Source organism: Thalassospira sp. MCCC 1A01428, assembly GCF_002115825.1.
GTDB lineage: Bacteria > Pseudomonadota > Alphaproteobacteria > Rhodospirillales > Thalassospiraceae > Thalassospira.
In genome coordinates, this window is the sequence record NZ_JFJZ01000037.1 from 13,834 (window position 1) to 38,637 (window position 24,804).

19 protein-coding genes and 1 pseudogene are annotated in these 24,804 nt (G+C 52.5%); 4 read left to right on the forward strand and 16 right to left on the reverse strand.

Going from position 1 to position 24,804, the window contains the following annotated elements; translation table 11 throughout:
* The first annotated feature begins 74 nt into the window (after nt 1-74).
* Together THS27_RS20470 and adhP are read left to right on the forward strand one after the other, a co-directional pair.
* On the forward strand, nt 75-1,034 hold the full coding sequence (locus THS27_RS20470; protein ID WP_085593956.1) for a LysR family transcriptional regulator: 960 nt from the start codon (nt 75-77) through the stop codon (nt 1,032-1,034).
* A 133-nt stretch (nt 1,035-1,167) separates the two neighbouring features.
* Nucleotides 1,168-2,190 (forward strand): alcohol dehydrogenase AdhP, encoded by a 1,023-nt coding sequence (gene adhP / locus THS27_RS20475; RefSeq protein WP_085593958.1) that lies wholly within the window; start codon nt 1,168-1,170, stop codon nt 2,188-2,190.
* A 152-nt stretch (nt 2,191-2,342) separates the two neighbouring features.
* On the opposite strand, the gene THS27_RS20480 is transcribed toward adhP, so the two are convergent.
* Complete coding sequence (locus THS27_RS20480) at nt 2,343-2,936, reverse strand: isochorismatase family protein (protein ID WP_085593960.1); 594 nt, start codon at nt 2,934-2,936, stop codon at nt 2,343-2,345.
* A gap of 87 nt (nt 2,937-3,023) precedes the next feature.
* On the opposite strand from THS27_RS20480, the gene THS27_RS20485 reads away from it, so the two are divergent.
* Entirely contained in the window at nt 3,024-3,647 is a 624-nt protein-coding gene (locus THS27_RS20485; protein ID WP_210402956.1) for a TetR/AcrR family transcriptional regulator, read from the forward strand.
* Nucleotides 3,648-3,833: 186 nt separating this feature from the next.
* Here THS27_RS20485 and THS27_RS20490 read toward each other — a convergent pair whose 3' ends face one another.
* The 13 genes and pseudogenes from THS27_RS20490 to THS27_RS20550 form a co-directional block, all read right to left on the reverse strand.
* Nucleotides 3,834-4,466: a glutathione S-transferase family protein gene (locus tag THS27_RS20490; RefSeq protein WP_085593964.1), complete on the reverse strand. Its 633-nt coding sequence runs from the start codon at nt 4,464-4,466 to the stop codon at nt 3,834-3,836.
* 86 nt (nt 4,467-4,552) lie between these two features.
* Nucleotides 4,553-5,083, reverse strand: coding sequence for a methylated-DNA--[protein]-cysteine S-methyltransferase (locus tag THS27_RS20495; protein ID WP_246833045.1), 531 nt, complete (start codon nt 5,081-5,083; stop codon nt 4,553-4,555).
* On the reverse strand, nt 5,058-6,596 hold the full coding sequence (locus tag THS27_RS20500; protein ID WP_085593968.1) for a DNA-3-methyladenine glycosylase 2 family protein: 1,539 nt from the start codon (nt 6,594-6,596) through the stop codon (nt 5,058-5,060). The genes THS27_RS20495 and THS27_RS20500 overlap by 26 nt, the downstream gene beginning before the upstream one ends.
* Nucleotides 6,597-6,761: 165 nt before the next feature.
* Entirely contained in the window at nt 6,762-6,989 is a 228-nt protein-coding gene (locus tag THS27_RS20505; protein WP_085593970.1) for a hypothetical protein, read from the reverse strand.
* A 685-nt stretch (nt 6,990-7,674) separates the two neighbouring features.
* Entirely contained in the window at nt 7,675-9,141 is a 1,467-nt protein-coding gene (locus tag THS27_RS20510) for a DHA2 family efflux MFS transporter permease subunit (RefSeq protein WP_085593972.1), read from the reverse strand.
* Nucleotides 9,138-9,959 (reverse strand): HlyD family secretion protein, encoded by an 822-nt coding sequence (locus tag THS27_RS20515; protein WP_305791118.1) that lies wholly within the window; start codon nt 9,957-9,959, stop codon nt 9,138-9,140. The genes THS27_RS20510 and THS27_RS20515 overlap by 4 nt, the downstream gene beginning before the upstream one ends.
* A 30-nt stretch (nt 9,960-9,989) precedes the next feature.
* A pseudogene (locus THS27_RS27665) lies at nt 9,990-10,046 on the reverse strand (hypothetical protein); the annotation flags it as partial.
* 12 nt (nt 10,047-10,058) lie between these two features.
* Nucleotides 10,059-10,313 (reverse strand): hypothetical protein, encoded by a 255-nt coding sequence (locus THS27_RS20520; protein WP_085593976.1) that lies wholly within the window; start codon nt 10,311-10,313, stop codon nt 10,059-10,061.
* Nucleotides 10,310-10,768 carry a MarR family winged helix-turn-helix transcriptional regulator gene (locus THS27_RS20525; protein WP_246833046.1) on the reverse strand — a complete coding sequence of 153 codons (459 nt, stop codon included), beginning with the start codon at nt 10,766-10,768 and terminating at the stop codon, nt 10,310-10,312. The genes THS27_RS20520 and THS27_RS20525 overlap by 4 nt, the downstream gene beginning before the upstream one ends.
* A 319-nt stretch (nt 10,769-11,087) precedes the next feature.
* Complete coding sequence (locus tag THS27_RS20530; RefSeq protein ID WP_085593978.1) at nt 11,088-12,428, reverse strand: YjiH family protein; 1,341 nt, start codon at nt 12,426-12,428, stop codon at nt 11,088-11,090.
* 253 nt (nt 12,429-12,681) lie between these two features.
* Nucleotides 12,682-13,810, reverse strand: a protein-coding gene (gene prfB, locus THS27_RS20535; RefSeq protein WP_139835682.1) for a peptide chain release factor 2 whose coding sequence is annotated in 2 segments (ribosomal slippage) — nt 12,682-13,740 and nt 13,742-13,810 — 1,128 coding nt in all. Because the reading frame shifts where the segments join, the coding sequence is not laid out codon by codon here.
* A gap of 192 nt (nt 13,811-14,002) precedes the next feature.
* On the reverse strand, nt 14,003-16,438 hold the full coding sequence (locus tag THS27_RS20540; protein ID WP_085593980.1) for a penicillin-binding protein 1A: 2,436 nt from the start codon (nt 16,436-16,438) through the stop codon (nt 14,003-14,005).
* Between the two features lie 352 nt (nt 16,439-16,790).
* On the reverse strand, nt 16,791-17,942 hold the full coding sequence (locus THS27_RS20550; RefSeq protein WP_246833047.1) for an N-acetylmuramoyl-L-alanine amidase: 1,152 nt from the start codon (nt 17,940-17,942) through the stop codon (nt 16,791-16,793).
* A 1,012-nt stretch (nt 17,943-18,954) separates the two neighbouring features.
* On the opposite strand from THS27_RS20550, the gene THS27_RS20555 reads away from it, so the two are divergent.
* Nucleotides 18,955-22,035 carry a ribonuclease E/G gene (locus tag THS27_RS20555; protein WP_085593986.1) on the forward strand — a complete coding sequence of 1,027 codons (3,081 nt, stop codon included), beginning with the start codon at nt 18,955-18,957 and terminating at the stop codon, nt 22,033-22,035.
* A 160-nt stretch (nt 22,036-22,195) separates the two neighbouring features.
* Here THS27_RS20555 and THS27_RS20560 read toward each other — a convergent pair whose 3' ends face one another.
* Both THS27_RS20560 and THS27_RS20565 read right to left on the reverse strand, forming a co-directional pair.
* A complete protein-coding gene (locus THS27_RS20560; RefSeq protein ID WP_085593988.1) occupies nt 22,196-23,347 on the reverse strand; it encodes a pyridoxal phosphate-dependent aminotransferase in 1,152 nt (383 codons plus the stop codon).
* A gap of 168 nt (nt 23,348-23,515) precedes the next feature.
* The gene (locus THS27_RS20565; protein ID WP_246833048.1) at nt 23,516-24,790 is read right to left on the reverse strand and encodes a gamma-glutamyltransferase; all 1,275 of its coding nucleotides are present in this window, start codon (nt 24,788-24,790) and stop codon (nt 23,516-23,518) included.
* Nucleotides 24,791-24,804 lie beyond the last annotated feature (14 nt).

A 24,804-nucleotide genomic window follows, 5' to 3' on the forward strand; every position in this document is an offset into this window, starting at 1 on the left:
CCATAGCAAATCAGTTATACTAATTTGAAGGCAAGCTTCGTTGGAACTTCACAACACCACGCACGGTCATTCCCATGACAGAAATTACCACAACCGGTTCCCTGTCCGCCCCCGTCCGGCATCTTGACGACCGACGGATAACACTGGAGCAACTTCGCACCTTTGTCGGCATTGCCGCAGCGCTGGATTTTCAGGTTGCCAGCACTGAATTGATGCGCAGCCAGTCTGCCATCACTCAAAGCCTGCAAAAACTGGAAGAAATTTTATGCTGCCGGCTCATCGACCGGCGACGTGGGCAAGTGGCGGATTTAACTGAAGATGGCAGGCGGCTTTTGCCAATGGCCCAGGAAATTCTATCACGCCTTTCCACTGCAATAGACAGCTTTCGCCAGCCCGAATTACAGGGCCGGATCCGGCTGGGTGTGCCTGATGATTTTCCGCTGGGCAACATTGCCACGGCAGTTCGGCGATGCATGGAAATTAATCCGTCCTTGCGGGTCGAGGTTACATCTGCCCTGTCATCGCAAGTGTGCGAGCAATACCGCCAGAACGAGATCGATATCATTATTTATAAAAAGGTCGCCCACGCCACTACGCCAGGCACAAAGGCCGCAGCCACACACGACACCTCCAGCGACACCATTTTGCATCGGCAGCCCCTTGGCTGGGTGGCATCACAAACCATTCCGCCAAATCTTGACGGCGATATTCCACTCATTACATTTCCCGAAGGTTGCGCCTATCGTGCGGCCGCAATTGCTGCCATTGAAAAATCCGGCCTTGGCTATTTTAATGCCTATCGCAGTGCCTCCTATCACAATATCCGGCGCGCAATATCAGCGGGCCTGGGGATTGGCATTTTGCCCCATAATGCCATTGGCAGTGACCATGTGCTGTTACATCAACCCGATATTTTGCCATCCCTGCCCGATATTGAACTTGTGCTGACTTATGACCGGTCCTGTTCGTTGTTCCATCAATTTGTCAGCCAATTGTTGCGTAATGGCGACATCGCCGTGCCCCATGCCGCCTGAAACAGATGCCGGTGCACGCCTCTAAATTAGCAATATTTGATGTACCGCAAGGCTACGTATTTGCAAATCGCTATCATTTCGTCCTGTGAGAATCTGATTGTCACCACCCATAACCATATCAGGAGGGACGAGCATGCCTGCCACAATGAAAGCCGCCGTAGCGCGCGAATTTGGCAAACCCCTGTCGATTGAAGAAGTTACCGTGCCCAAAGTTACACCGGGCACCATTCTGGTTAAAATCGAGGCATCGGGCGTTTGCCACACCGATTTACATGCCGTTGAAGGCGACTGGCCGGTCAAACCAAACCCGCCCTTCATTCCTGGTCATGAAGGTGTTGGTGTTGTTGCCGAAGTTGGCGCAGGTGTTAAATCCGTCAAGGTTGGCGATCGTGTGGGTGTGCCGTGGCTACATTCGGCCTGCGGGCATTGCCATCACTGCATTACCGGCTGGGAAACCCTGTGCGGCGAGCAAATCAATACCGGCTATTCCATTAATGGCGGCTTTGCCGAATATGTGCTGGCCGATCCCAACTATGTCGGTCATTTGCCCGATGCCCTTGAATTTGGCAATGCAGCCCCGGTTTTATGTGCCGGTGTAACGGTTTACAAAGGCCTGAAAGAAACCGAATGCAAACCCGGCGAAACGGTGGTTATTTCCGGTGTCGGTGGTCTGGGCCACATGGCAGTCCAATATGCCAAGGCGATGGGCATGAAAGTTATCGCTGTTGACATCACCAGTGAAAAACTGCAACTCGCCAAGGACCTCGGTGCGGACTGGACGCTGAACGCCGCCGAAACCGATGTGGTTGCCGAAGTACAAAAACAGATGGGCGGTGCCAATGGTGTGCTGATAACGGCGGTATCTAACAGTGCCTTTAAACAGGGCGTTGGCATGCTGGGCCGTCACGGCACCATGGCGCTTTGTGGCCTGCCGCCGGGAACGTTCGAACTCGATATTTTTGATACCGTCCTGTCGCGCAAAACCATTCGCGGCTCCATCGTCGGCACCCGTGCCGATTTACAAGAAGCCCTGGAATTTGCGGGCGACGGCAAAGTACATTCACATTTCACCACCGAACCGATTGAAAACATCAATTCCATTTTCGACCGCATGCGCGGCGGCAAAATTGATGGCCGCATCGTCATGTCGATCTGACCGAAAAACTGTTTTCCACCCAAAGAGTGGGCAGGATGATCCTGCCCACTCTTTTTCAACAAACGCCTTTTTCTTTAACCCCGGTCTTCAAACAACGAGATATCAAAAATAATACAAGCCCGAAGCGTAAAAATCTCCGGCATGTATTATCGTCATGCAAGGGCCACGCGAATTGCATCACTTTTACGGATACGTGAAACGCGCGGCAGCGTCCGGGTAATCGCAAATTCATGCGAACCTTCACCAATTGAACTACAGGCATCTTCGGCAATGACAACATTATAACCGTGTTGCCAGGCATCCCGGGCGGTTGATTCAACACCAAAATTGGTACAAATCCCGCCTATCACCACCGTTGAAATACCCCGCCGACGCAATTGAATATCCAATTCAGTGCCAAAAAAAGCACTCCAATGTCGTTTGGTTATCCGTTTTGCACCCGGCAAGTTGGCAATCTCAGGTGTCAATCGAGACCATTCCGACGGAAACGCTCCATCAGGCAACATCATCGGAATATCAAGAGGTTGTTTCAACCGATCACCACCATCGTCTGAAAAAGCAACATTAACCGTAAAGATAGTTGCATCAGCCTCGGCAAAAGCCGATCCCAAACGCTGTCCGGTCGCAATAAGGCCATCGCTATCATAGGGTGTCAGCGGGAAAGAAAGCGTACCGAGTTGGAAATCAATCAAAATTAGTGCGGTTTCACTGGGTATAAGGTGCAAAGTCATGTGATAAGGTTCCATCAAAACGCCCTGCCAAACGCTACAGACCTTGGCTTTCGGGGATGAATAATTTTATGAGGATATCCTCGCATAAAGAGATTTATGAGCATGAACTCACAAAAGTCAAGAATATTAACGGAGAAAGCCATCAAGGCCCCATCGCGTAAACGCGGCCACGAACGAGTTGCGGCCCTTCTTGATGCCGGAGCACAGGTATTTGCCGAACGCGGATATAACGGTGCAACGATGACGGAAATCGCCGCCCGTGCCGGGGCCTCGATAGGGTCTCTGTATCAGTTTTTCCCTAAAAAACAGCATATTGCCGGCGAATTGCACGCGCGCTTCCTCGACATTCTGGCCGAAAGCCTGACCGACTTACTCGAAGAATCCCGCAACATGCCGCTCGATCAAATGACTGAACGGTTATTTGATCGCATTAATGTTTTTCTAAACAACTGCCCCGGCTTCATCGCTGTTGCCGAACGTCGGGACATTGACCCGAAGGTCAAAAAAAAGGCGCGTGCCCATTTACGTGCCCTGATTGTGGAAATTCTGTCGGTAACGCACCCGCCAATCGCCCCCAATCGCCGCCCTGCCCTTGCTGCTGTGATTTTGCATATCATCCGGCTCGCTGCTAATTTGAAAAGCGATGATGACGCAACGATCCGCGACCTCGCCTTGGCCGAAGTCAAGACGATGTTGCAGCATCATCTTCAGGTGTCCAGGATTTAGCCTTTGTTTTTTTGATAACACCCAAAATACAGCTTCTCGGTAAGTAACATCATACCCGTATCTGCCTTTCACAGTCCCGCAACCGGTTACGGCTTTACACGTTCAATACATAAATCAATCGTGGTTGCGTAGGTTCTCAATACGGGGGAGCTTTGTATTGCAGCCCCCTTTTATTTACCGTGCGACTTACAAATCACGCCCGCAAAACGGGTCCTCCCTGTAATACCGAACCGGCACGTCAGGGCCAACAATGGCCGAAACCCGGTTTATCCAGGTATTAAGTGCACTGTAAGACGCCATTTCAAGACCGGCTTCATGCGCAAGATGGACATAGGCATAAACCGCAATATCGGCGATAGAATAACCGCCGTTGGCCAGAAACATATGGTCCTGCAAATGCGCATCAAGCAAACCCAGAACATGCTTTGCACTTGCCCGCCGCTGGGATAATTGCGCGGCATTGCGATCATTTTTACCGGTCAAATTCCAGTGGCGCAGGCACGCAATGGTTGACTGGACATAGTCGGTTTCAAAAAACAGCCACTGGCTGACTTTGGCTTTTTGCCAGGCATCATCGGGCAGGTATTTGCTGCCCTGTGCCAGATAAAGCAAAATGGCATGGGATTCTGCCAGGCATCGCCCGTCTTCAAGCTCCAGCACCGGCACCGCACCGGCAGGGTTTTTAAGCATAAAGTCAGGCGTATGACTTTCGCCCTCAAAAATGGACAGCCAGACCGTTTCATATTCAATATTCAGATGGGCGCAAAGCTGGCGTACTTTCCAGGCATTTTGCGAACCGGCATAATCATATAGCCTCATAACCGACCTCGTTTCAGGCACAAAAAATAGGGTCCCGCATTGGGCAATGCAGGTGACAGAGTTTAAAAACTTGGATGTTTTGAGGATCAGGCGTGCTGACGCGCCATTTCTGCCTCGTGATCAAGCAGCCATTTTTTGCGCGCAAGGCCCCCGGCATAGCCGGTCAGCGTGCCATCCGTGCCAATCACCCGATGGCACGGCACAATAATGGAAACCGGGTTAAGCGCATTGGCCCGGGCCACCGCGCGCACGGCTTTGGGGTTGCCAAGGCTTGCCGCCAGTCCCCCATAAGAAACGTGGGTTCCCGCTGGAATTTCAATCAGCGCCTGCCAGACTGATTTTTGAAAATCCGTGCCGCGCAAATCAATATCTGCCATTGGCAGGGGCATCACCCGCCCGGCAAAATAGGCATCGAGCCACGCCAGAACCGATGGCGGGGCAAAGCTGCTGTCGCACCAGTCAATATTTTTAAACCGCCGTGATGAAATCAGATGCAGACGGTCGTCATTTTCTTCAAAATCAAGATGCACCAGCCGCTGATGAACCGAAGCAAGGCTCAGGGGGCCAAGCGGGCTGTCATAACGGGCGACGTCAATTTTCGATATCAGGGTCATCATCGTTTTCCTTGTTCTCGCTATCCGCATCGGGAATCAGGGCCGACCACAAATATTGCGCGGCATAGGCCCGCCACGGTCGCCACCGCAATGACTGTTTTTCAAGTTCTTTGGCCGTGGCCGGGCCACCGCCCTGCGCCGACCCTTTAAGAATGCCAAGATCAGCAGCCGGAAAAGCATCCGGGTCGCCCAACCCGCGCAAGGCAAAATAATTTAAAGTCCACGGGCCAATCCCCTTGATCGCAGCCAAATCAGCCAGAATATCGTTGTCGCTGCGGTCCTGCATATTGATGTTGGCAAATAACGCAATCACATCGCCCAATGTTTGTGCCCGACGCTTTGTCAGACCAATGGGAACCAGATCGTGCCCTTGCAGAATTTCGGGTTGGGGAAATAAGTGCGTAATACCCGTATCTGCCACCAGATGGTCGGGCAAAGCCTGGCCATATTGCACCACAATGCGACCGGCCAATGTGCGCGCCGCTGCCACCGAAACCTGCTGGCCCAGCACAGCGCGAACAGCCAGTTCAAAACGGTCCCAGCAACCGGGTACGCGCAGGCCGGGACGGCGTTTTACCAGTGGTGCCAATAACGGGTCGTCGGCAAAAACAGCACAAATCGCGGTCATATCGGCATCAAGATCAAACAGGCGACGCACCCGCCCGCCCAGGTCCAGCAAACTGCCGCGATCTTCGCCGCGCAAACAAATTTCAACGCTGCCTTTGCGCAAAAATCGGCAAATCATAAGGCCCGGTGCCGCGCCCAGCAAAAAACCGCGCGCGTAATAATCATCGCCCACCGCCTCCAGCCCCGGTATGGACCGCGCCCGGAAGAACCCCAATAAAAAATCGCCATCAAAAGGCTGACGAGGTTTCAGGCGCAAAACCATATCGTCTTTTTGAAGCTGCATTGGATGATCATTTCCTGATGTGATTTTACGGTCTGCGCCATCTTTTATGCCGCGTCGAAAGGACGTTGGCGCATGCCCATAGGCCGTTTTCATGGCATCGTTAAAGCGCCGCAAACTGCCAAAACCGGCAATATCGGCAATTTCTGTCATCGACATGTTGCTATCGACAATCAGCTGACGGGCACGCAGCAACCGCCGTGCCTTGGCATGGTCTTGGGGGCTGACACCGGTGTGATCCTTGAAAATACGACGTAAATGCCGCGCCCCAAGGCCCAATCGGTCAGCAAGATCTTCGACAGAGCCTTCTATAAGCGCCCCTTCCTCGATCAGGCGCACGGCGCGGCGCACGGTTGCGTGCACACCCGCCGCCGCCGCACTGCCCGGTGCGGCCTCGGGGCGGCAGCGTAAACAGGGGCGAAACCCATGAGCAATGGCGGCTTCAGCCGTAGGAAAAAACGTAACATTTTGCCGCTTGGGCGTTACCGCCGGGCAAATGGGCCGGCAAAAGATGCCGGTGGTTTTAACAGCGGTATAAAACCGCCCGTCAAACCGGTTATCACGCGCCAGCAAGGCGGTATAACAAATGTCATCGCTGATCTGTTCCATGCCTGCAGCTTAGCAGAACAGCGCATAAATACTCGCCACTTTCGGACTCGGACATTTACATATTACAGCCACATAAAAACAAAGGCCCCGCCAGACAAATTGTGGCGCGACCTTTGCTGTATCAAAAACCGAAATGACGGTTTCCCGCACATATCAGGCTGAAAATCAGAACTTTGGCGGTTCTTCGGTGAAAACCCTTTGATAGAAGTTCGGGTTTAGCAACGTAGAAACAGCAATAAGCGACGGCGACCTTCTTTCGCTGATCTTGACGATCAAGGCATGTGGTGCCGGCGAGATGTCGCGGATTTCAAGAACCTCAAAAACCGAACTATGGGCATTGGTAACCCTGAACTGGTCGCCAATGGCGACATTCTGGTCCGCTTTCCGCGCCATTCTTTAGGACCTCCGTAATATATAGAAACAAAGACCTGACATTTATCGCCCAACGATAAACGCGGCTTTGATAACACCGGTTATTCTGCGCGAAAGTCACGGCAAAACTATGACAGTGATATGAAGGAAGATGGCAAAGCCTGCACATCAACTTTACGGCAAGAAATTCCAGTCACCGGCCATTGTTCAGTTTTCCATCAAAATTAATGAAAAAATGACATCAAATGCGGCGTCGGGCTGAAATTTTACAACAGAATAATGTATGCGTTTAACAACCTTTACCTGTTCTTGCACGGCTTTTTTCTTCTTTTAGGCGCACAGTTTGCCACAGATAAATTTTTACCCGTTACATGACCGGACGATCAGGGACCAATCCGATTTCATAACAGATTTAATATTAGCGCATTCTGGTTAAGAATTGATTGGGATAAAATGCGGGGCAGCAATACGAAATTACCCGACACAGCAGAAAAACAGCCAGAAACAAATAAGCGGCGCGAATAAATTCGCGCCGCTTTTTGTTCCGCTGCCCATGCGGGGATTGGGGGGAAGAACATGGACAACGAAAACGGTAAATAATGACAGGGCCAGGCTAATCCATAACCTCCATATGCTGCTCCTCGTCCGAGCGCTTTTTCTTTGGTCCCTGCATCACCAGTAACAAGGGTGCAACTGCCAGAACAATCTACATCATCGCCTGAAAATCATCAAGATAGGCAATGGTCTTGGCCTGATTTGTAATCATGTTATTCAAGCCAACCGCCCCGGCCGTTGTTTGCCAGTCCCAGGCATCGGGCAACCATGGTGCCTGCATGGCATGACGAAACGGGGTCATCATGGCGGCAAAGCTTGAATGCACAACCTGTGTGTTCTGGGTCAGCATCGTTGTCATCACCGAAATCCCGATACTCGACCCGATATTCCGCATCAGGCTAAACATCGCCGTGCCTTCGGTGCGGTATTTCGGGTTCAGCGTGGCAAAGGTAATGGTGCTAAGGGGCACAAAAATAAAGCCGAGCCCAACCCCTTGAATAATCCCGGTCATGGTAAGTGTCGTTGCACTGACCTCGGTGGTGAAACAAGACATTTGATACAGCGACAATGCCGTCATGCCCAAACCAAACAGGATCAAAAAGCGAATATCAAACCGGCCCACCAGCCGCCCGACCAGCATCATCGCGATCATGGATCCGATACCACGTGGTGCCAGCAAGATACCTGCCGTCACCACCGGATATCCCATCAGATTTTGCAGGAACGGGGGCAAAAGTGCCAGTGTCGCCAACAACACCACACCCACAATAAAGATGAAAATCAAGCCAATGGCAAAGTTTCGATCTTTAAACAGGCCGGGCTCCAGAAATGGATTTTTAGCCGTAAACATATGCACCAGAAACATATAGATGCATAAAATACTCAGCACCATTTCGATCAGAATCTCGAAGGATGAAAACCAGTTCTGGGATTCCCCCCGATCGAGCATCATCTGCAATGCACCAATCGACAGGCTTAAAAGGGCAAAACCAAACCAGTCAAACGGCAAGCCCGGTTTTTTCGAGGTTTCAGGCACAAACGCCATAATGCCACCCAGCGCCATCAGCCCAACCGGCAGGTTGATATAAAAAACCCAGCGCCAGTTATAATATTCGGTCAGATACCCCCCCAAAGTCGGCCCCAGAATAGGGCCAAGCATTACACCCATGCCCCACATTGCCATGGCTGAACCGTGTTGCTCCTTGGGATAGGTATCAAGCAGAACCGCCTGCGAAAGCGGCACCAGCCCGGCCCCGAAGGCGCCTTGCAGCAGACGAAACATGACAATTTCAGGCAAGGAAGTTGCCGCACCACACAACATGGAAGCAATGGTAAAACCGGCCACCGAACAAATGAACAGCTTGCGCCGGCCAAACCTTGCGGCCAGAAACCCGGTGGGCGGCGTCATGATGGCGGCAGCAACGATATAGGATGTCAGCACCCAGGAAATCTGGTCCTGGGTCGCCGACATGCTGCCTTGCATATGGGGCAAGGCCACATTGGCAATCGTTGTATCAAGCGCCTGCATGATGGTCGCCAGCATAATGGAAACCGTTGTTAACCCGCGTTCAAGCGGTGTGGTTTCCATGCCTGTTGCTGTGGTGGCGGCAGAACTCATTGTGCATCATCTCCGGTGCCATTGTCTTTGCGACCATGACCGGTTCCTGCTTCTGCCTGATTAATGCCAACCCACGACAGCGCCGTCTGGGCAAAGGCTGGCATTTCACGTTTATGGTGGGTATCAACCTCTACGACCGTACTCATCCCGGCCCGCAAGATCGGCTGACTGTCGGTCAGTTCGAGCTCAATACGAACAGGAACGCGCTGCACAACCTTTACCCAGTTCCCCGTGGCATTCTGTGCCGGCAATACCGAAAATTCCGCCCCGGTCGCAGGTGAAACGCTTTGCACAACCCCTTTCCACTCGTGGTCAGGATAGGCATCCACCGTTACCGATACTTCCTGCCCGGTTTCAAGATATGTCAGATCGACTTCCTTGAAATTGGCATCAATCCACATTGATTTGGTTGAAATCAGGCTGGCAACAGCCTTACCCGGCGTAATATAGGCACCCGGTTCGGGTTTGTTGGTGACAACACCATCAAACGGTGCAGTAATAACCGTGTGGGCCAGGTCAAGTTCCGCCTGATCAAGGGCGGCTTTGGCCTGCTGATATTGCGGTAATTGCTCGACCGGGGTATCCACCGACCCACCTAATTTAGCCAAAGTGGTTTGCATGGCCTGGCGGTCCAGCGCAATTTGCTGTTTGGCGCTGGCTACTGCGTTTTGCGAATCATCAAACGCGGCCTTCGACACCACATTTTTCTTGCTAAGCTGCGACTGGCGGGCATAGGTGCGCTGGGCATATTCCAGTTTGATTTTTGCCAATTCCAGGCTGCCCTGTTGTTCGGCATAACCCTGTTTAAGGGCATTCATGTCCTGACGAACGGAGGACAAATTTGCCTGCGCCTGTTCCACTGCAATAGTGAACGGATCCTGATCGAGGCGCAGCAGCACATCGCCCTTTTTAACCTGCTAGTTCTCATGCACCAATACATCGGCTACCTGCCCGCTTACCTGCGGGCTGATCGCCACCATGTCGGCATGAATATAGGCATTTTCGGTTTCAATAAACCGCCCGCCCGAATAATACCAGTACGCCCCACCTACAATCACGGCTACCGGCCCTAAAACCAGCAGGATCGGGCGCAACCAGCGCCGTTTACGTTTTGGTGCGGCAACATCTGCACTGCCTTCTGAACCGGCGGCATTATCCACTCTTTCGTTCATTCTTCTATGCCTTTTAAAACAGGTTTGGTTGCGCCGGGGGTTTTGTCGGCCTGGTCCTGTTCGCAGGAAATCAGGTTCACGCGCATTTTTTGCAAAAGACCAATCATGATTTCCTGGTCCTCCGCCGACAAACCAGCCAGGGCGTCGCGCCGGGTTTCGGCGGCAAACTCCCACATTCTATCAATAAGCGGAGACGCATTTTTGCCGACATAAAGGTTAACTGCCCGTCGGTCATCCGGGTCTCGCCGACGTTCGACCAGGCCGGCTTCCTCAAGCCGGTCAATCAAACGCGCCAGTGTAATGGGCTGAATATCCATCAACTCGGCCAGGGCGGCCTGATTGATACCCTCGCGCGGGACAAGAAATGCAAGTGCCTGCAACTGCGACTGGGTCAGACCCAAATCACGCGAACGACGGTTAAAACGACGCATCATTAAACGCGAAACGTCTTTCACCAAAAAGCCTATGCTTCGTTGAGGATCACGCGAGGAATGCAAAAACCGGCTCCAGCTTATTATACGCAATACATATTGTAAGCAATGTATATGAAATTGCCGTACAGAATGGCAAGTGTGAATTGCATCACATCAAAAAATGCCAACAAAACCGAAAACAAGTCATTGTTTTTAATTGAACTTTTTCAATGCATAGCACACATGCAAAAAACAGGGCACATCGCCCTCGCCCCTAACCACATTGGTGCATAATGCAAAACGGCCCCGTGGCAGATTCCACAGGGCCGTTCTGACGGTATAAAACCGGTATTAAGTTTGACTATCCGGCAATGAGCATTCCGGCCGGTATAGCCAGCAACAGACTTAGCGCGACCCGCAAAAACCACACAACAACCAACCGGCCAACACCGATGGGAATTTCAGTCGATAGAATGCAGGGTATCGATGCTGAAAAAAACAAAACGCCTGATACACTAACCACACCGGCAGCAAACCGCACGACCATATCTGCATCCCCCAGCAACAAGGCAGGCAGGAACATTTCAGCCAGCCCCGTTGCCGATGCCTTCGCCAGTTCCATAGCCCCATCGAGGCCAAAAATCGCCGTGAACGGATAAAAAATGTAACCAACCCAGTCAAATACCGGGGTGTATTTTGCCAGCAACAACCCGATCAGGCCGACCGACATAATGGACGGCAAAATCGAAAGGGTCATTAACAGACCTTCGCGAAAATTCAGCTTCACATTTTCCAGTAAACCCGGCGCATTATGGGCAACATCGAGCCCGCTTTGCCACGCAGTGCGTACCCTCTGGCCCGAAGGCACCTCGGGTTCGGGGTCGTGGGCATGGTCATCCATGCCCGATAATGGCGGAATGCGCACGGTTATCGCCGTCACGACAAAGGTAATTGCCAATGTCAGCCAAAAATACTGATTCCAGATTTCCATCAGGTTCAGGGTTTTCGCGACAATGATCATGAAAGTTGCCGACACGGTTGAAAAACCGGTCGCAATAACTGCGGCTTCACGGGCCGAATATTGACCCGCCTTGTAAACCCGGTTGGTAATCAAAAGGCCAATGCTGTAACTGCCAACAAACGAGGCCACCGCATCAATTGCTGAACGGCCCGGTGTTTTCCAAATCGGACGCATCACCGGCTGTAAAAACACGCCAATAAATTCCAGCAACCCGTAGCTGACCAGCAATGCCAAAAATACCGCACCAATTGGCACAATCAAGCCTACTGAAATGACCAGCTTGTTAAACAGGAACGGCAACATATCCTTGCTTTGCAAGGCATCCGGGCCCCACCCGGTCAATGCCAGAACTGCCGTAAGCGCACCTAATACCTTAAGCAGCGAAAACACCTTTTCAGTGGTGTTTGTTTTCCACTGCCCGGTCACAAACGGGTAAGCTGCCCCAACCCAGATCATGGCCAGCGCATAATACCCGGCAACCGGCCCCAGAACACCGCGTAAATACCCGACCATGTGATCGAGCGGGATCGATGTTTTACCTTCCAGCGTGATCGGCACAAAAAAGATAAAAATGCCAATCGCACTTAACCCCAGCAACCGCCAGATATTGGCCGCATTAGGTTGCCCGGATACCTGTTTGGTGCTGGCCTGCGCAGACGCAGGTTCGTTTCTTGATGACATAATAGCGTCCCCGAATTTTACGTTTATCGACGTCTATTTTGTATAGACATGATATTATGTCTATACATGTAAACGCGATCTGCAACAGGAAATTTCAAAACCACCGCAATCAACCCTGTTTCGCATCGTAATCCAGGCATCCGCGTACGAGATCGCCCGGTGTTCTGCGGACCTGCCATTTTTGGGAATAAAGGCAAAGAAAAACCCCCGCTGAAAAACAACGGGGGTTTAAATGTCTCTATCCGAAACAAGGTTAGTCGATATCCTCAACCTCGCCTGCCGAACCGGTCACACGGGCGGCCAGGGCGGCAGCCATGAACTGGTCCAGATCACCGTTCAAAACACCCTGGGTATCGGATGTTTCAACGCCTGTACGCAAATCCTTGATCATTTGATAAGGCTGCAACACATAAGAACGGATCTGATGGCCCCAGCCAATATCGGACTTGGTGTCTTCAACGGCCTGGGCTTCGGCTTCGCGGCGTTGCAATTCAGCCTCGTATAACCGGGCTTTCAGCATTTTCATCGCCGTATCGCGGTTTTTATGCTGTGACCGGTCATTCTGGCACTGGGCAACAATGCCGGTCGGGATATGGGTGATACGCACCGCAGAATCCGTCCGGTTAACGTGCTGCCCACCAGCCCCCGAAGCACGATAGGTATCAACGCGCAAATCCTTGTCCAGGATTTCGATATTGATATCGTCATCGACCACCGGATAAACCCAGCAAGATGAAAAACTGGTATGGCGACGTGCCGCGCTGTCATAGGGCGAAATACGCACCAGACGATGCACCCCAACTTCGTTTTTCAGCCAGCCATAGGCGTTATGGCCGGAAATCTTGTAAGTCACAGATTTAATGCCGGCTTCTTCGCCGTCACTTTCTTCAAGCATTTCCAGCTTATAACCCTTGGATTCCGACCAGCGCACATACATACGCGCCAGCATACTGGCCCAGTCCTGCGCTTCGGTCCCGCCGGCACCGGCATGGACTTCAAGATAGGCGTCATTGGCGTCAGCTTCGCCCGACAGCAGGCTTTCCAGCTCGCGCTTGGCCGCAATATCGCGGATCGAACGCAAACCGTCTTCAGCTTCCTTGACCGTATCATCATCGCCCTCGGCTTCGCCAAGTTCGATCAATTCGATATTGTCAGAAAGTTCCTGAGCCAGTGATTTGTAGCCGTTAATGGAATCTTCCAGATGGGTGCGTTCGCGCATGATTTTCTGCGCGTTATCTGGGCTATCCCACAAGGTCGGATCTTCGGCAAGGGCGTTTAATTCGTCCAGGCGTCTAAGAGCATTATCCCAGTCAAAGATGCCTCCTCAGCAGCGCCATCGACTGCTTGATCTCATCTACCAATGCCTGTGCTTCAGCGCGCATTGATGTCTCCGTTATTCAAAAATCTGGTTTGGACGATATCCGCCGAAAGTTGCGAATATCGCGTCATCGGCGGCGCTTATAACAGTTTTTGCCCCGCTTGAAACCCCTGCGGCGCAGACAAAAGGGCCGGGTCTGCGTTTACCCGGCCCTTTTGTGCTATTTTAACAGCCAATACCCGTTCAGACCGGCGTACTAGTAAATACCGCTGGGGCTGGAAACGCCATTATCACTGTTGCCACTACTACCTGAGGATCCGACACCGGGCGAACCACCATCAATAACATTATCATTACGTTCCGGGATGGTTCCGGGTTTGAAGGCTTCCCAGATCACATTATTATCGCCAGATTGCGCCGGAAGGCCGCTTTTCGCATCTACCCGCACCATACGGATACCAGGTGGGGTACGGAACGGAACGGGTGTCACCCCTTCCATGGCATGGGTCATAAATTCCTGAAAAATCGGTGCTGCGGCCGATGCACCCTGTTCGCGCCCGCCAAGCGAACGATTGTCGTCAAAGCCCACATACACGCCAACGGCAAGGTCGGGGGTAAAGCCCACAAACCAGGCGTCACGCGAATCATTGGTCGTTCCGGTTTTGCCTGCCAAAGGAAACTGCAAATTCCGCATCCGGCGACCGGTCCCGCGTTGAATAACACCTTCCAGAATTGACACAATCTGATAAGCACTGGCCGGATCAGCCAGTTGCTCACGGTTATCTGGCAATTCTGGCGGGGTTTGGCCGTTATAAACCACGTCCTGGCATTCCGCGCACTGACGGTCATCCCGGCGGTAAATAACTTTGCCCCGGCGATCCTGAATACGGTCAATCAGTGTCGGGGTTACTTTTTTGCCCCCGTTCACGAGTTCGGAATATCCGTTGGTCAGCTTTAACACCGTGGTTTCAGCAGCCCCCAGCGACATGGATAAAACAGCGGGCATACTGTCAACAACACCGAATTTTTCGGCATAGTTAACCACTTTGTCCATACCAATGGTTTGTGCAAGGCGCACCGTCATCAGGTTCCGCGAAAGTTCAATCCCCAGCCGCAATGTGGATGGGCCATAAAACTTGCCACTATAGTTACCCGGTTTCCATTTGCCCTGCCCCGGCCCCTGATCAATCACGAAGGGCGCATCAAGCACCAGCGATGACGGGGTAAAACCGGAATCAAGCGCCGCCAGATACACAAACGGTTTAAAAGCCGACCCAGGTTGACGGCGCGCCTGTGTCGCACGGTTAAATTTTGACAAATCATGCGAAAAACCACCCGACATTGCCAAAACCCGGCCAGTATGCGGGTCCATTGCCACCAAACCACCATTCACATTGGGAATTTGCTGCAAGGAATAGGTGTTTTCGGCGGCCTTGCCATCATCATCGGCCTTAATCGCCTCAACCATAACCACATCGCCGGGATTAACCACATCCGATGCCTTGCCAACAGCACCGCCAACGGTCTGGCCTTTTTGCCACGGGCGCGCCCATTTCATTTCGGCAAAGGGGATTGTCCCCTGTTTACCATTTTCAATGCCAATCACGGCATCGTTGCCATCCAGTTTCAGAACAACGGCCTTCAGCCATGGCACATCATTGGGGGCCTTAACCGGTTCCAGCGCCTTTTGCCAGTCGCCGGAAATGTCGATTTTATCCAAGGGCCCGCGCCAGCCATGTCGCCGGTCATATTCGACCAACCCGTCATACATTACCTTATTGGCAATGGTTTGTAATTTTGGCTCAACCGATGTCCGCACCGACAAGCCGCCATTATAAAGGGCGTTTTCGCCGTAACGATCAACGAGTTCGCGACGGACTTCTTCTGCGAAATAATCGGCATGGGCATAATAATCGACTGATTCCCGATCCTGACCAATAAGCGGCGATGCAATCGCTTCCTGGGCTTCGGCGTCGGTAATATACCCTTCATCCAGCATTCGCCCGATCACCCAGTTACGACGTCCTTTTGCCGCGTCATGATCGCGTACCGGGTCATAATTGGACGGTGCCTTTGGCAGCGCGCCCAGATAGGCGGCTTCGGCCACGGTCAGCTCGTCCAGCGACTTATCAAAATAACGCAAGGCAGCTGCTGCAACCCCGTAACTTCCCCGGCCCAGATAAATTTCGTTCAGATACAGTTCAAGAATATGCTGTTTGGAAAATGCCTGTTCAATGCGAAACGACAGGATCGCTTCCTTGATTTTACGATCGTAAGAAACTTCGTTGGTCAGCAAAAAGTTTTTTGCCACCTGTTGGGTAATGGTCGAAGCCCCAACCGGACGCCGCCCCGAACCAATATTGGCAATGTTGGTAACAGCCGCACGAAAGACGCTGGGAAAATCAATGCCCGGATGGGTCCAGAAGTTCTGGTCCTCGGCTGCCACAAAGGCATTCATCACCTTGCGCGGAATTTGTTCAATCGGGACAAAAACCCGTTTTTCCTTGGCATATTCAGCAATCAATGCCCCGTCACCCGCATGAACACGGGTCATGACCTCGGGTTCATAGTCAGCAAGCTGGGTATAATCGGGCAAATCCTGGCCAAAATGCCAGAAAACGCCAAGAACACATGCCCCACCAGCCACTGCGAGCAGGAAGAACACACCGATAATTGTCAGGAAAATACGCATTAAACGGATCTTTATCGTTTCGCTGTTGTTGCCGTCTTGACGGATGCCTGCAGGCACAAATAACACAAAGCCCTACTATCGCGGCAAAAAAGTGACCATGTTGAAACAGAACGACCTGCCCAACATTTTGTTTCCTGCGCTTTCGTCAGCATTTGAATTAATTTTAAAATATTTGCGCCCACATCTGATCGTGGCTGTCAGCCTAAAGATAAATCCCGGCAAAACAACGGCACAAAGCAGCAATCATCAAATTTACATAAAAAATTCAATGCAACTGTCACCAAACGTCGGTAACCCGCCATCAAAAGCGCCCCTAATCGACGTCCCGCGAAACAATATGGGCCCGGATTTCCTAAAATTTGTGAACTTTGAAATAGTCGTCCAACGCACGTAAAATCGCCTGGGCCATTTTATGACGATGCGCTGAGGATTGCAGCAGCTTTGCATCGGTCGGATTGGACAAATACCCCATTTCAAACAGCGCCGATGGAATATCCGGGGCTTTTAGCACAGCAAAACCGGCAAACCGGTGCGTACGTTGCTGTAATTTCACATCGTTGGTCAATTCACGCACCATATCCGTCGCAAAATTGGACGACAGGTTCATGGTTTCACGCTGGGCAAGGTCGATCAGGATGCTTTGCACCAGCGAGTTTTCTTCGGACAAATCAACACCGGCAATGACGTCAGCCTTGTTTTCCTTGCTCGCCAATGCCGATGCTTCCTTGTCCGATGCGTTTTCAGACAAGGTATAAACAGACGCCCCGCGATGCCGGGAATCGGATATGGAATCTGCATGAAGGGACAAAAACAGATCGGCGTGATTTTTCCGCGCAATTTCCGTGCGCTGGCGCAGCTTTAAGAACACGTCCTTGTCGCGGGTCAAAAGGGCACGGTAACGCCCGGAATCAGTAAGAACCTTTGCTAATTCACGCGCAGCGGCAAGGGTAACATCTTTTTCATATATGCCCCCTACCCCGATGGTACCCGGGTCCACGCCCCCATGCCCGGCATCAATTGCGATCAGGGGCTTTGTATCGGTTCCGGTCTGGCCCGTTTCAACGGCAACATCGGCACTTTTTTCCGTAACCGACGTATCGTTACGTTGGCGTGCCGAATAGGCGGCCATACTTTCGCGCGAAGCCGCCATAAAGGTATCACGTGATGTCGGGGCAACATCAATAACCAGACGATGAGGCTTGCCGCCACTTGCTGGCAGGGTAAAAATTTTTGAAATCAATGCCGGCTGGCTAACATCAAGAACAACGCGAAAAGTGCCCGGTTTAAACAGGCCATACCGCAAACCCGAAATAATACCGCCGCCCGATGTGACTTTACCCGGTGGCGCGCTCCAGTCGATTTCAGGCATATCGATAATGATGCGAAACGGGTCTGGCAACAGGAAATAGGTAAAATCAACATCGCTATCCAGGTCGATAACGAAGCGGGTTTTATCGGGATATACCCCCAGGCGGGCGCCGAGAACCTTGGCTGTGTTTGCCATGGCTACCTGCGTTGCAAACATAAAAAACAGACAGCATAACACTGTCGCAGCCCGCCCTAAAAAGCCGACAACGCCAAACATATTCCCCTGCGCGTTTTTTTGCCTGCCTTGCAAAAGCACCGCCAACCCCATCCTGACTTGTTTGTTTTCCCGGATAATATGGCACGTAGTGTACCGTTTGTGCTTATAGCAACCAGAAAGTTAACGGGTAATTGACCAACCGGCCCGTTCTGAACGTTCGGGCACCTTTATCTGACAAATTCGACGATGAAATGCAGCCACGGCGCACGACCCTGATGCGCGTAGGTGAACCCGCGTTGTTAGCGACCGATTCTGCAACCTGGACTGCACGGCACAATACTGGCTTTGATTGTCAAAAAATCACCCGACTTTGGCGGTAAATATAGGGTCATATGCTTTAATGTTAAATTTGCATCGGGTATTTTTAACCGCAACACGGCGCGACGACGCCACAGCGCAATTTGCAAATCACGCCAATAATTGAAAAATCGTTATGATCACAATTATTTGCATGGAATTTTCTTTTCTACCTTTGAAATGTGGAGAATGCGCGGTTTTTAAACCATGTGGCCAAGAAACCTTGTGAATGGCGCAACAAAATTGTTTGTCGCCTGTGAATAAAAGAGATATGTTGTCGCCGAGATTCCTATGCTTTACGGGTTAATAATACTCTCCGTCAGGCTGAGGACGCGACGTGGCAGTTCCTCGGGTCGGTGTCTCGGTGACGCGGCAATCCCCGCTCCCGATAGAGCCCTCCCATTCCAGGCTGTCGTGGCGCGCTCGAACAGACAACAGACATAAGCCAATTCTTTTTTTTAACACCAAAACCAGGTCCATACCGAAAGAGCAGCCGAAACGCGATGAACCATATATATAACGGACATATCGCGACCTTTGTGGGCGGCGCCTTCGGTAACGCCGGTTTGTTTGCATATCAGCACACTTTAGCGAGACGCATTAAACTGGCGGGACCTTCAGGAACAGGTTCCGAATGGTCAAACGTATGCTCATCGACGCAACGCACGCGGAAGAAAGCCGTGTCGTTGTCATAAATGGAAATCGGCTAGAAGAATACGACGTAGAAACGTCGACCAAAAAACAGATTAAAGGTAACATTTATCTTGCGAAAGTAACGCGGGTTGAACCCTCGTTGCAGGCAGCCTTTGTTGATTATGGCGGAAATCGTCACGGTTTCCTTGCTTTTAGCGAAATCCATTCCGATTATTATCAAATCCCTGTCGCCGACCGCGAAGCAATTGCCCGGTCCCACTCCCATGCGCCAGCAACGCGGGACGCCGAAATTGTCGAAGACAATATTGGTGGCGACAATGATGATGCCCCGAAAAAAGACAAAAAACCGGTTCGTTCGCGTTCGCGCCGCAAACCGCGCAAAGACGATACCGCCGCAACGGACAACAACGACACCGTAACTGCGTCGGACAATGACGACGATGGCGAAGCGCGCGAAAATACCGCCGCAAGTGCCAACAGCGACACCGGCGAAGATGACACAAAACCGCGTCGCCGCCGGATGCGCAACCGTCGCAAAAAACCCGAAGACAGCGAAAACACCGCCGACACCGCCGCCCATAGCGACGATGAGACCGGCAACGACGACAACGGCAATAACGGTGGTTCAAACACCGTTGCCACCATGTCGGCGGAGATCGCCGAAATCTCGGTTGATATCGACGATACTGAAACCGTCAATGACGACGAAAATATCGAAGATATGGGCGGGGATGACAGCGACGAATTTTCTGACTCCGTTCGTCCGCAAATGCAAAAGCGGTACAAAATTCAGGAAGTTATCAAACGCCGCCAGATTTTGCTGGTTCAGGTCGTCAAGGAAGAACGCGGCAACAAGGGTGCGGCCCTGTCAACCTTCCTGTCACTGGCCGGACGTTATTGCGTTTTAATGCCCAACACCCCGCGTGGTGGCGGCATTTCACGCAAAATCACCAATGCGCAGGACCGTAAACGCCTTAAATCGATTTTGGCCGAGCTGGAAATTCCCGGTGGCATGGCGGTTATCGTGCGCACAGCCGGTGCTGAACGGACCAAAGCCGAGATTAAACGCGACTTTGATTACCTGATGCGCCTGTGGGACCGTATCCGCGAAACCACCCTGCAAAGCCAGGCACCATGCCTGATTTATGAAGAAGCCGACCTGATCAAACGCTCCATCCGCGACCTTTATGCCCGCGATGTTGATGAAGTTCTGGTTGAAGGTGATGAAGGTTATCGCATCGCCAAAGACTTCATGAAGATGCTGATGCCATCACATGCCAAGCGTGTGCAGCCCTACAAAGATCAAGGCGTTCCGCTTTTCCACCGTTTCCAGGTCGAAAGCCAGCTTGATGCGATGCTGAACCCTGTTGTTCAGCTGAAATCGGGTGGTTACATTGTGATCAACCCGACCGAAGCCCTGGTCGCAATCGATGTGAACTCCGGTCGGTCAACGCGCGAACGCAATATCGAAGAAACCGCCTATAAAACCAATCTGGAAGCCGCCGAAGAACTGGCACGCCAGCTACGCCTGCGCGACCTGGCCGGTTTGATTGTTGTCGACTTTATCGACATGGAAGATCACCGCAACCAGGGTGCCGTTGAACGCAAGCTTAAGGAAGCGATGCGCAACGACCGTGCCCGTCTGCAGATTGGTCGCATCAGCCCGTTTGGCCTGCTTGAAATGTCGCGTCAACGCCTGCGTCCGTCGCTGGTCGAAAGCGCATTTGAGGTGTGCACCCATTGCCGTGGTGTTGGTCTGGTTCGCTCCATCGAAAGCTCGGCTCTGCATCTTTTGCGCGTCATTGAAGAAGAAGGCATGCGTCGCCGTGCCGGTGCCCTGACGGTGCATGTTGCCAGCGAAGTTGCCCTTTATATTTTGAACCGCAAACGCGATTCACTGGCCGAAATCGAACAGCGTTATGGCTTTACCGTCATGATTTTCGGTGACGACAGCCTGATTTCACCGGATCATCGTATCGAACGGTCCCGTGCGCCCAAGGCTGGCGAAGATGATCATCCGGCAGTTCTAAATACAGATAGCGTGTCGTTGACCGCCATCGAAGCCCCGATCGAACTGGTCGAGGAAGAACTTGTTGAAAACACAAGCCGGGATGACGAAGCCGAAACCGAAACCAGCACCGACAGCGACGAGCAGAACAAACGCCGTCGCCGCCGTCGTCGCCGTCGTGGTCGCCCGGAGGATCGCGATGAAAACACGACCGCCGAGAATGACGACACGTCATCCGATGACGATGAAGACGATGATTCGGCCCAGTCCGCGGACCAGAACGGTGATGATGATGGCGATGATGATGCATCACGCAAACGTCGCCGCCGGGGAAAACGCGGGGGACGTCGTCGTTCGCGCCGTCAGGAATTCGAAGCGGCACCGCGTGTCGTATCGCCAACCGACGATCCTGAAGCGACCGAAAAACGCCGCAACCGCGACCATAGCGCCCCGGACGGAACAAGTGTTGACGCCATCATTGAAGGCGACAGCGAAGGTCAGGAAGCCGACGAATTTGTAGCAACCGGAGACGGTGACGAAATTCGCCCGGCCCGTGAACGCAGCACAACCGCTCCGGCCCCGGCCCGTCAGCGTCGCGATCGGAATAATCGCAACAAAGACAACCGTCGTAACAACCAGAACCGGGATCGTAGCGAAGTTCGCAATATCCCAATTCACAGTGGCCCGGCACCGGAAGCCAGTGGTTCGGAAACAGCTGACGCTGTTGCACAAACGGCAACACCGACACCAAACACGCCCGTTGCAGCCCCGGCAGAACAATCACCGGCGCCAACCACTGAGGTTAAGGCTTCACCGGCACCCGAAACAGCAACGCCTGCTGCTGTCGAAAGCAAACCGGTCACAAACGAAGCCGTCAAAACCGAAGTCGCCACACCGGCAGCTGAGGTTAGCGAAAAACCTGCTACATCATCGGCACCAAACACAGCACCGGCACCGACCCAACCGGAACAGGCGGCAGCCCCGGCAGACGTGAAAGCGCCCGAGGCGCCAGCCAAACCGAAGCCGAAACGTAAAGGCTGGTGGAGCAACTAGCCACCGGGTCAACCCAAACGCAAAAAGGGATGCCAAAATCTGGCATCCCTTTTTTTGTCGGCCATTTTCAAATTATCCGCTTATTTCAAAACCTGTTTTGTGAATACAGGGCATGGCAACACAGGTACGGATTACCTAACGCCGTGCGACGAATGCCAATTTAACGCTTCCAGTCACATAGTGCCTTAACTGCACCCAACATGGTTTGTTCGCTATGGGCGAAGGAAAACCGAACATAAGACTTCCCCCGAAACGGGTCGAAATCCGTTCCAGGCGTGATGGCAACACCGGTTTCATTCAGCATTTTCTTGCAAAACGCTTCACTATTATCGGTATGCCCTGAAACATCGGCATACAAATAAAATGCACCATCCGCCGGGGCAAACTGGTCAAACCCGGCCTTGGGCAATTCGTTTAGCAAAATCTCGCGATTGCGGGCATAGGCTGCGATATTAGCCTGTAATTCGTCTTCGCAATCAAAGGCAGCAACAGCAGCCAGTTGCGACAGGGTCGGTGCCGAAATAAACAGGTTTTGCTGTAAACATTCCACCTGTCGCACCAAATCAGGCGGCACAACAGCCCAACCCAAACGCCAACCGGTCATGGAAAAATATTTGGAAAAACTGTTCACGATGAAAGCGTCATCGCCAAACTCTACTGCGGTAGAATCCGGAACATCCCCAAATGAAATACCCTGATAAATTTCGTCCGAGATCAGGCGAATGCCATTTTCCCGGCAATAGCGTACCAGTTCGGCAAACTTCTCGCGGCTGATCATACTCCCGGCCGGGTTGGATGGGCTTGCCAAAATCAGGCCATCCACTGGTTTATCCAAGGCCATTAACATCTCGACAGTTGGCTGATAATGGCTTTCGGGACCTGCCATCAGGGTAACTGTTTCAATGCCCAGTGCCCCCAGAATATTACGATAAGCCGGATATCCCGGTGCCGCCATTGCCACCCGGTCGCCCGCGTCAAAGGCCGCCAAAAATGCCAACACAAAAATGGACGAAGACCCGCTGGCAACGCAAATACGTGACGGGTCCAGAGACACGCCAAACTTTGTTTTGTAATGCCCGGCAATGGCCGTACGCAGCGGCTCCACACCCAACGCATCGGTATAGCCGATCAAATCGCCGTCAAGGGCGCGGGCAGCGGCTTCGCGCACTTTCTTCGGTGCCGGGGTGCCAGGCTGTCCGACTTCAAGATGATAAACGGCCTTGCCACTTTTGGCGCGCATATTTGCCGCACGCAACACATCCATCACAATGAAGGGGGAAATTGCCCCGCGAGTCGACTTTTTCAGGGTCATTTTCTTTCCAGTCCGTCAGAAATGAAACCTGCCTGCATGAAGATCACACAGGCAGGAGTTGTTTCTATTTTTTAGTTGCAACTTTTATCGTCAGGGTCCGTAAAAGGCAGGACACACGACACGCAAACATCCTGCCGATTTGGCACCGCCGTGCTGCAATTTACAGGTTTAACGACCAAGCGCCATACCGCCCCCTGCCGGATCGGCAACAAAACGGCAGCTTTCGGGATGTGGCGGCACACCTTCAGGACAGGAAATATAATTCACTGACGATACCCCCTTGGCATTCATGCCAAGTTTGGCGGCACTTCCCGCACCAACAAGATCTTCGGCAATTCTAGCGATCTGGGCAGTCGCGCCTGCCGGGGTATCGGTGCCCGCGATGCCATAATAAAATTCCCAGACATTGGGATTAAGCTTCAGGACCGGGCCAACCAATGGTTCGGCAACATCACCGCTTGCAAGATCCAGCCCAAACGCATTTGCACCGACGCCAACGCCAAAGGGTTCGTTCATTGTGGTTTCACAAGCCACGGCATTGGCAGCAAGATCCACAACGACAAATCCGCTGCGCCCCCCCTTTGCACTGTTGGCAGGCGCATTGTCGATATCAGCCAGATAACGGTTCAGGACCGAAACAACATCACCCTCGCCTGTGATATCACCCGTACCGGTTGCCGATTTGGGGGCATGAGTGAAATACAGGTTTTCATTGCCCGATTTCACGGCAGTTGCCTCCCGCCAGACCGGTTTATAATTATTAAGATCCGCCAGCGTCAGTGTACCACCGGCATTTTGAACTGCCGTCACGATTTGCGATGCCAGCCCCCCACTATAAAAATCACCAGGCCCCTTGACCCGCAACGACGTTAACAATGCGCCAAGGCCCAGTTGCTGAACCCGGTCGCCAACTTCAAGCAAACGGCCATCACGGCTATAGATTGCCGCCAGCGAAGGGTTAGACATAACTTTATCACGTGATGCTTCCAGATCCATTTTCAAAGATCGCGACAGGGGTGTTCCAAAACGGGCATCCTGTTCTGCACTGGCAATAAGCTGGCCCCATTGCAAACGGCCATAACGGGCGCTCAGCGCATACAAGCCGCGCGGAACACCGGGAACAGCGGTATGGGTTTGGCCATCGGCAGTTTTGGTGCCCGGGCGCGGCCAGAAATCCAGAACTTCAATTTTTTGTGCCACACGGTCATGCACAACGCACACACCGCCACCGCCAATACCGGCTACCGACGGTTTGGTAACTGTCATGGTTGCATACAGAGCAACCGCCGCGTCAGCCGCGGTACCACCCGATGACAAAACATCGCGCGCCGTTTGTACGGCAAGGGGTTCATCACCCGTCACACCACCCAAAACACCTTTGACTGCCCCGATCTGGCCAACATTTTGTGGTGTGGTGGTGCAAGCACAAAGTACAGCAGTCATTGCGAAAGCCGCGG

Coding starts and splice junctions, on each gene's coding strand:
- THS27_RS20550 (WP_246833047.1), bottom strand. CDS start 17,942: ATGGCAAACACAGCCAAGGTTCTCGGCGCCCGCCTGGGGGTATATCCC.
- THS27_RS20495 (WP_246833045.1), bottom strand. CDS start 5,083: ATGATGACCCTGATATCGAAAATTGACGTCGCCCGTTATGACAGCCCG.
- THS27_RS20480 (WP_085593960.1), bottom strand. CDS start 2,936: ATGGAACCTTATCACATGACTTTGCACCTTATACCCAGTGAAACCGCA.
- THS27_RS20490 (WP_085593964.1), bottom strand. CDS start 4,466: ATGAGGCTATATGATTATGCCGGTTCGCAAAATGCCTGGAAAGTACGC.
- THS27_RS20565 (WP_246833048.1), bottom strand. CDS start 24,790: ATGACTGCTGTACTTTGTGCTTGCACCACCACACCACAAAATGTTGGC.
- THS27_RS20505 (WP_085593970.1), bottom strand. CDS start 6,989: ATGGCGCGGAAAGCGGACCAGAATGTCGCCATTGGCGACCAGTTCAGG.
- THS27_RS20560 (WP_085593988.1), bottom strand. CDS start 23,347: ATGACCCTGAAAAAGTCGACTCGCGGGGCAATTTCCCCCTTCATTGTG.
- THS27_RS20530 (WP_085593978.1), bottom strand. CDS start 12,428: ATGTCATCAAGAAACGAACCTGCGTCTGCGCAGGCCAGCACCAAACAG.
- THS27_RS20485 (WP_210402956.1), top strand. CDS start 3,024: ATGAACTCACAAAAGTCAAGAATATTAACGGAGAAAGCCATCAAGGCC.
- adhP (WP_085593958.1), top strand. CDS start 1,168: ATGCCTGCCACAATGAAAGCCGCCGTAGCGCGCGAATTTGGCAAACCC.
- THS27_RS20510 (WP_085593972.1), bottom strand. CDS start 9,141: ATGAGTTCTGCCGCCACCACAGCAACAGGCATGGAAACCACACCGCTT.
- THS27_RS20500 (WP_085593968.1), bottom strand. CDS start 6,596: ATGGAACAGATCAGCGATGACATTTGTTATACCGCCTTGCTGGCGCGT.
- THS27_RS20555 (WP_085593986.1), top strand. CDS start 18,955: ATGGTCAAACGTATGCTCATCGACGCAACGCACGCGGAAGAAAGCCGT.
- THS27_RS20520 (WP_085593976.1), bottom strand. CDS start 10,313: ATGAACGAAAGAGTGGATAATGCCGCCGGTTCAGAAGGCAGTGCAGAT.
- THS27_RS20515 (WP_305791118.1), bottom strand. CDS start 9,959: ATGAATGCCCTTAAACAGGGTTATGCCGAACAACAGGGCAGCCTGGAA.
- THS27_RS20540 (WP_085593980.1), bottom strand. CDS start 16,438: ATGCGTATTTTCCTGACAATTATCGGTGTGTTCTTCCTGCTCGCAGTG.
- THS27_RS20470 (WP_085593956.1), top strand. CDS start 75: ATGACAGAAATTACCACAACCGGTTCCCTGTCCGCCCCCGTCCGGCAT.